The sequence below is a fragment of the Rhodococcus chondri genome (genome assembly GCF_036327435.1).
GTDB lineage: Bacteria > Actinomycetota > Actinomycetes > Mycobacteriales > Mycobacteriaceae > Rhodococcus > Rhodococcus chondri.
This window is the reverse complement of the sequence record NZ_JAUZMZ010000229.1, coordinates 1-5,975: the sequence shown is the minus strand read 5'-3', so window position 1 is coordinate 5,975 and position 5,975 is coordinate 1. Positions and strand designations below refer to the sequence as shown.

The window sequence follows — 5,975 nt, the reverse complement described above, 5'->3', positions numbered from 1 at the left end:
CGCGTTCGCACCGCGCAGTACGGGCGCCGGCCGGCGCGTCGCCCGGCGGACGGCGCTGCTCTGGCTCGGTGCTGTCGACGCCGCGGACCTGGCCGACCGACAACCGCATGAGCTGTCCGGCGGTCAGGCGCAGCGCGTCGCGATCGCGCGGGCGCTCGCGGCCGATCCGCAACTGCTACTGCTGGACGAACCCATGGCGGCGCTCGACGTCACGACAGCACCGGCGATCCGGTCGCTGCTGCGGCGCATTCTGCGCGACACGGGTCGTACCGCGCTGATGGTCACCCACGACCCGCTCGACGTTCTGGCTCTCGCCGACCGTGTCGTAGTGATCGAGTCCGGTCGCATTGTCGAGGACGGCACCGTGCGCGACGTCCTCACTCGGCCCCGCAGCGCCTTCGCCGCGAGGATCGCGGGCACGAACCTGCTCACCGGAGTCGCCGGCGCCGAGGGGCTGGCCACCGAAGTGGGCATGGTGCACGGCGCCCTGGACCGCGACTGCGTACCCGGAGCATCTGCGGTCGCGGTCTTCACCCCGGCCGCGGTCGCCGTCTATCCCGAACCTCCGCACGGCAGTCCACGCAACAGTATTCGCGTCAGGGTCGGTGAGCTCGAGGCCCGCGGTGCCACCGTCGTGGTGCGCGCGGAGCAGGCCGGACTCGCCGCGGAGATCACGACCGCGGCGGTGGCCGATCTCGATCTCGAACCCGGGATGGACGTGTGGTTCGTGGTGAAGGCAACCGAGGTCGGCATCCACCGCGCCCACTGAAACGCCGTTGCGGCTACATCCGGACGTGCCGGACGAGCAGCACCCCGGCCAGGCCCGCCAGGTAGACCAGCGCCCCGGCGAAGGCGAGTGCGGGCGACCGGCCGTCGGGTGCGATCGAGTGGGCAGCGACGACGATCGCGGCGAGGAACGCGATGTTGAACACGGTGTCCTGCAGGGCGAACACCTGCCCGCGCCGGGCGTCGTCGATGTCGATCTGCATTGCGGCATCCCCGGTGAGTTTGATCGTCTGGCCCGCGAGCCCGAGCAGGAACGCGGCCGCAAGCAGCTGGCCCTGCGCCACCGTCGTCACCAGGAGCACCTGCACGGCGGTGGCGACGATCAGACCGCCCGTGACGGTGCGCGGGCGTCCCACGAGTGGAAGGACGAGAGGGGTGACGACCGCGGCGACAAGCATGCCGGTGGCGGTGGAGGCGACGGCGAGACCGAACCCGGCGAGTCCTCCCGGGAGCGCGGTGGTGGTTTCGGTGTCGCGCAGGACGAGGATCATGATGAGCGTGTCGATGCCGAACACGATGCGATGTGCACCGATTCCGAGCATGGCGACCGTGACACCCGGCGCCTGCCACACCGCGCCCGCGCCGGTGCGCAAGCCCGCACTGACGGTGCGTATCGCCGAGCGTGGCCGTGCCCCCTCGGGGCCGAGAGCGTGACGGGCGAATCCGCCTGCGGCGAAGGCTCCGACCACCGAACCGATGACGCCGAGCGCCACCGCGATGCCGGAGCCGTCGTCGCCGGCGCCGATGAATCCGATGGTGGCCACGGCGGTGGCGGCTCCTGCGGCCGTTACTCCCGAGCCGACGGTCGCGAGCACGGAATTCACCGGTACCAGCCAGGATTGGGCTACCACGTGTGGCAGCGACGCGGACACTCCGGCCAGGACGAAGCGGCTGACACCGACGGCGGCCAGCGCGAGCAGCATCAGTGAGGTCTGGGAGCCCCCGGTGAGGAGCACGGTGGCGGCGCAGAGCACGAAGACGCCTCGCAGCACGTTTGCCCACAGTAGGACGAGGCGACGGTCCCATCGGTCGAGCAGCGCGCCGGCGAACGGTCCGATCACCGAGTACGGAAGGAGGAGTACAGCGAATCCGGTTGCTATCGCGACCGGATCGGCATGCCGTTCGGGGTTGAACAGGATGGCGCCGCCGAGAGCGGCCTGGAACAGTCCGTCACCGAACTGGCCCGCGAAGCGGACCAGGGTGAGTCGTGCCAGATCCGGGGAGTGACGCAGCGCGGTCATCGTCGATCGCCACGCTTGCCGTCTGGAGTCCTGCACGATGTCCGACACTATCGGCCGGACGCGCGCAGCGGTGGTCAGCGCTCGCGCCACCAGGCCACGGTAGCCGCGGCCGCCTCGGGCAGCGGGGTCGGGGACAGGCCGAGAAGGCGTTCGGTACCGCTCGAGTCCATCACGAACGGGGCGGTGAACTGGTAGAGCATTTCGGTGAGTTCGCGCATGTCGCGGTTGACGACCGCTCCCGCACGCAGAACCCACGCCGGGATCGTGCCGAGCTTCGGTGCGGGCAGTGCGGCAGCGTCGGCGTAGGCCGTGGCCATCTCCCGCTGGGTGAGCGCAGGCCCGGTCGGGGCATGCAGCACACGGTTCCAGGTGTCGGGGTTCGCGGCCGCGGCGATCATTGCGGCGGCGAGGTCGGGGACATAAGTGAAGGAATGCGGGATATCTGGCGAGCCGAGAACCCACGTCCGTTTGCCGGCAAGGACGGTGGGCACCATGCGTTCGCCCGCGTGCGCGTTGAGGACGTGGGGCCCGAAGAAATCGGAGGCGACGACGCTCACCGTCGGAGCACGGTGGTCTTCGCGTGCCTGCAGCAGCCGGTGGCGGACACCGCGCTTGCCGTCGACCGCGTCGCGGGGCGAGTTCTCGGTCATCACCCGGTCCGGTGTGCTGTACGAGTAGAGGCTCTCGGGGAAGACGACGACGGCACCGACATTGTGCGCGGCGTCGAGCACGGTGCGTTCGGCGGCAGGCAGTTCGCGTTCCCACACGTCGGCGCGGTACGCCGAGCCGTGAATGCACATGTGGATCGCGACGGCGGTGTCGCCGTCCTCGCCGGTCAGCGCGTCGGCGACGCTTCGGGCGTCGTTGACGTCCACGCGCAGTTTCTCGATGCGGTCGTTGTCGGGACCGCTGCCCGACCGGGTCAGGATGCGAACGCGGTGGCCCTGGGCGGCGAGCTGTTCGGCCACGGTGGAGCCGACGGGTCCGGCTCCTGCGACCACGTGGAGTTTCGACATCGATCTCTCCTTCTGCCAGCAAATGTGAGCAGTGCTCTCTGATGTGTTGCCTACGTTCCTCCGGAATGCGCGTCTTGTCAAGAGCAGTGCTCTCCTTTGTTGACGGTGCTCGCATCTCGCTGGCAGGGTGGATCCCATGACCACGCCCCGCGCCCGCGCCCGCGCCCGGACCATGGCCGACATCGTCCGAATCGGTCGTGACCATCTCGCGAGCGACGGCGCCGCAGCCCTGTCGCTGCGCGCCGTCGCGCGCGACCTGGGCGTCGTGTCCTCGGCCGTCTACCGCTACGTCGCGAGCCGGGACGAGCTGCTCACCCTCCTCGTGGTCGATGCCTACGACGAGCTCGGCGACACCGTCGATGCCGCAGTCGACGCCGTGGCGCCCGACGATTGGTGGCAGCAGTTCCAGGCCCTCGGGTGCGCCGTCCGAGCCTGGGCGCTGCGCGAACCGTCGCGGTACGCGTTGATCTTCGGTAGCCCGGTCCCCGGCTATCACGCTCCCGCCGAACGCACCACCGGTCCGGGCACCCGCGTGGTCGTGCGGCTCGTGGGTATCCTGGCCGCCGCGCACGCCGCCGGGCGGCTGCACGCGCCCGAGAGCATTCCGGCCCCCGACGTCCTCGCCGCCGACCTCGACAGGATCCGGCGAGAACTCGAGATCGACCTGCCCGACGCTCTGCTCGCCCGCGGTGTACTCGTGTGGGCGGGATTGTTCGGTGCGGTGAACTTCGAGGCATTCGGGCAGTACGGCCCCGACACCTTCGGCGACCCCGCCGCGCTGTTCGAGCACCACCTGGCAGTGCTGGCCGAAACGGCCGGGTTCGATGGCCCAACGCGGCCGACGCGGTGAGAGAATATCTTTCGTGGCGCAGCACCAGGATGAACCCGACGACCGGACGGCACCTGTGAACCCCAAGGTGCGAGCCGGAAGCCTCCTGGTGTCCTCCGCGGAACTCTCCGAGCCGACCTTCCGCCGCACGGTCGTCTACGTCGTCGAACACAACGAGGCGGGCAGCTTCGGGGTCGTCCTCAACCGCATCAGCGACACGGCGGTCGACGCAGTGCTGCCGCAGTGGGCGGATCTCGCCGTCGAACCCGGAGCCCTGTTCGTCGGCGGCCCGGTCCATCGCAGCTCGGCCCTGTGCCTGGGACTGCTGCGCGTCGGGGCGAACATCGACGACGTGCCCGGTTTCCGCCGGGTCGACGGACGCGTCGTCCTGGTCGACCTCGATTCCGACCCGGACATGATCGCCGGGTATGTCCACGGCGTCCGCATCTTCGCCGGCTACGCGGGGTGGAGCGCCGGGCAGCTCGACGGCGAGCTGCGCAACGACGATTGGATGCTGATTTCCGCCCTCCCCCAAGACATCGTGGCGCCACCGCACATCGATCTGTGGGCGCGCGTGCTACGACGCCAACCGCTGCCGCTCGCGCTTCTGGCGACGCATCCGATCGAGGTCGAACGGAACTGAACCACCGCGCTACGTCCTGCAGAGGACTTATTCGTTCTCCGGAACGGGCAGTCCGCCGGTCGAAGCCGCACTACGCCGATCGGCGAGTGTGTTGAGGGCGCCGGCCATCTCCTCGGCCCGATCCGTGGTGACGGTGAACTCGTGTCCCGACGCGGTGGTGACGACCACAGCCGGACCGGTGTTCGTAACGAGCCCGTACCGGCCGCGGCCCTTGACCCGCAGTCCCCAACCGCCCCAATCCTGGAACGGGCGGGTCTGCGTGACCTTCGCACTGACGATCTCGTCGAGGTCGTAGGCGACCGCGGTGGTGCCGAGGTTGCGTACTCGCAGGCCACGTTCGTCGACGATCACGAGGAAGCGCAGCAGGCTCAACACCAGGAAGCCGAGCGGCGCGACGATCGCCGGCATCCACCAGCTGCCGGTCGCGGCGCACACGAGCAGCGCAGGAACCATCACGATGAGGACCAGCACCACGGTCGTCCGCGGTCCGGTGCCGACCTGCTCGACGATCGGTGTCTCGACCCGTCCGCGCGGCAGCTCGGGATCGGGCGGCGCGGTCGCGGGTTTGCGCTCGCGGTAATCGCGGAGCAGGGCCGCCCCCACCCAGCCGACCGCGACGCCCGCGAACATCCCGGCGCCGATCGACCACATCGGAAAGGGGGCCTGTGCGGGATCGGCCAGATCGAGCTGACCGGCGAGCCCCGCCACATGCACGGTCAGCATCAGCCCGGTCACCCCGAGCCCGAGCACGAGCATGTAGCGCCGCATGATCAGCTGGGCCTGCGCGAGCGCTGCGATCGCGCAGCATCCGCCGCCGATCAGCACGATGAGCAGCGCCATCGTCCACGCGCTCGACATCGCGCTGCCGAACGAATCGGCGGTCAGGCCTGTCCAGTGAGTGGCGATCCGGTCGGGCAGTCGCGGCTGCCACGCCACGGTGAGCGCGAGCACGGCCAGTGCCGACAGCAGTGGGAGGCCGAGCCCGAAGAGGGCTCCGGCCGGATCGATCACGCGGCGGGTCGTCACACGGTCAGGATAGAGACACAGTGCCGGAGACTGCCGCCGCGCTGCAGAGCGCGGAGCCGGTTGGATCAGGCAGTGGGCTCGCACGCCCCGCGCAGGCTGCACGCGCCGCAGGACGTTCCGCAACCGTCCTCGGCGGGCTTCGTCGCCGCCGCGACCCGGGCACCGATCGAACCCCCGGCACCCGCGGTGACCAGTGCCGCGACCACGGTCACGGCCAGCGCGATCACACCGGCGACGGTGGGCAACGTCAGGGCGGCGATACCGCCGAGCGCCAGGAGTGCCGCTGCGCCGAGCATGCTGGGGGCCGCGACCTTGTTGGCCAGCGTGAAGGTGGTGTCGTCCCGCAGCGACTCTGCGGTGCGCACACCCGCCCAGCGGTTGCGGCCGAGTCGGCCGGTGAGCGCTGCGACGCCGACGGCGCCCACGACGAGAGC

At 70.3% G+C, this 5,975-nt stretch carries 7 protein-coding genes; 3 read left to right on the top strand and 4 right to left on the bottom strand.

Annotation, left to right across the window (positions count from 1 at the left end; all coding sequences use genetic code 11):
• Window positions 1-769, top strand: a 769-nt coding sequence (locus Q8814_RS23705; RefSeq protein WP_330154419.1) for a sulfate/molybdate ABC transporter ATP-binding protein, incomplete at its 5' end; no start/stop codon positions are given.
• A gap of 13 nt (window positions 770-782) precedes the next feature.
• Here Q8814_RS23705 and Q8814_RS23700 read toward each other — a convergent pair.
• Entirely contained in the window at window positions 783-2,027 is a 1,245-nt protein-coding gene (locus tag Q8814_RS23700) for an MFS transporter (RefSeq protein ID WP_408015976.1), read from the bottom strand.
• 74 nt (window positions 2,028-2,101) lie between these two features.
• Entirely contained in the window at window positions 2,102-3,043 is a 942-nt protein-coding gene (locus Q8814_RS23695) for an NAD-dependent epimerase/dehydratase family protein (RefSeq protein ID WP_330154418.1), read from the bottom strand.
• Window positions 3,044-3,179: 136 nt separating this feature from the next.
• On the opposite strand from Q8814_RS23695, the gene Q8814_RS23690 reads away from it, so the two are divergent.
• A complete protein-coding gene (locus Q8814_RS23690; protein WP_330154417.1) occupies window positions 3,180-3,893 on the top strand; it encodes a TetR-like C-terminal domain-containing protein in 714 nt (237 codons plus the stop codon).
• Window positions 3,868-4,515 (top strand): YqgE/AlgH family protein, encoded by a 648-nt coding sequence (locus Q8814_RS23685; protein ID WP_330154416.1) that lies wholly within the window; start codon window positions 3,868-3,870, stop codon window positions 4,513-4,515. Before Q8814_RS23690 ends, Q8814_RS23685 begins: the two co-directional genes overlap by 26 nt.
• A 27-nt stretch (window positions 4,516-4,542) precedes the next feature.
• Here the strand turns inward: Q8814_RS23685 and Q8814_RS23680 are convergent, their stop codons facing one another.
• Both Q8814_RS23680 and Q8814_RS23675 read right to left on the bottom strand, forming a co-directional pair.
• Window positions 4,543-5,541 carry a DUF1648 domain-containing protein gene (locus tag Q8814_RS23680; protein ID WP_330154415.1) on the bottom strand — a complete coding sequence of 333 codons (999 nt, stop codon included), beginning with the start codon at window positions 5,539-5,541 and terminating at the stop codon, window positions 4,543-4,545.
• 65 nt (window positions 5,542-5,606) lie between these two features.
• On the bottom strand, window positions 5,607-5,975 hold a 369-nt coding region (locus Q8814_RS23675), incomplete at its 5' end, for an SdpI family protein (protein WP_330154414.1).

Bases quoted from the DNA above. Each gene is read 5' to 3' on its own strand.
- Q8814_RS23700 (WP_408015976.1), bottom strand. From the start codon at position 2,027: ATGACCGCGCTGCGTCACTCCCCGGATCTGGCACGACTCACCCTGGTC.
- Q8814_RS23695 (WP_330154418.1), bottom strand. From the start codon at position 3,043: ATGTCGAAACTCCACGTGGTCGCAGGAGCCGGACCCGTCGGCTCCACC.
- Q8814_RS23690 (WP_330154417.1), top strand. From the start codon at position 3,180: ATGACCACGCCCCGCGCCCGCGCCCGCGCCCGGACCATGGCCGACATC.
- Q8814_RS23685 (WP_330154416.1), top strand. From the start codon at position 3,868: ATGGCCCAACGCGGCCGACGCGGTGAGAGAATATCTTTCGTGGCGCAG.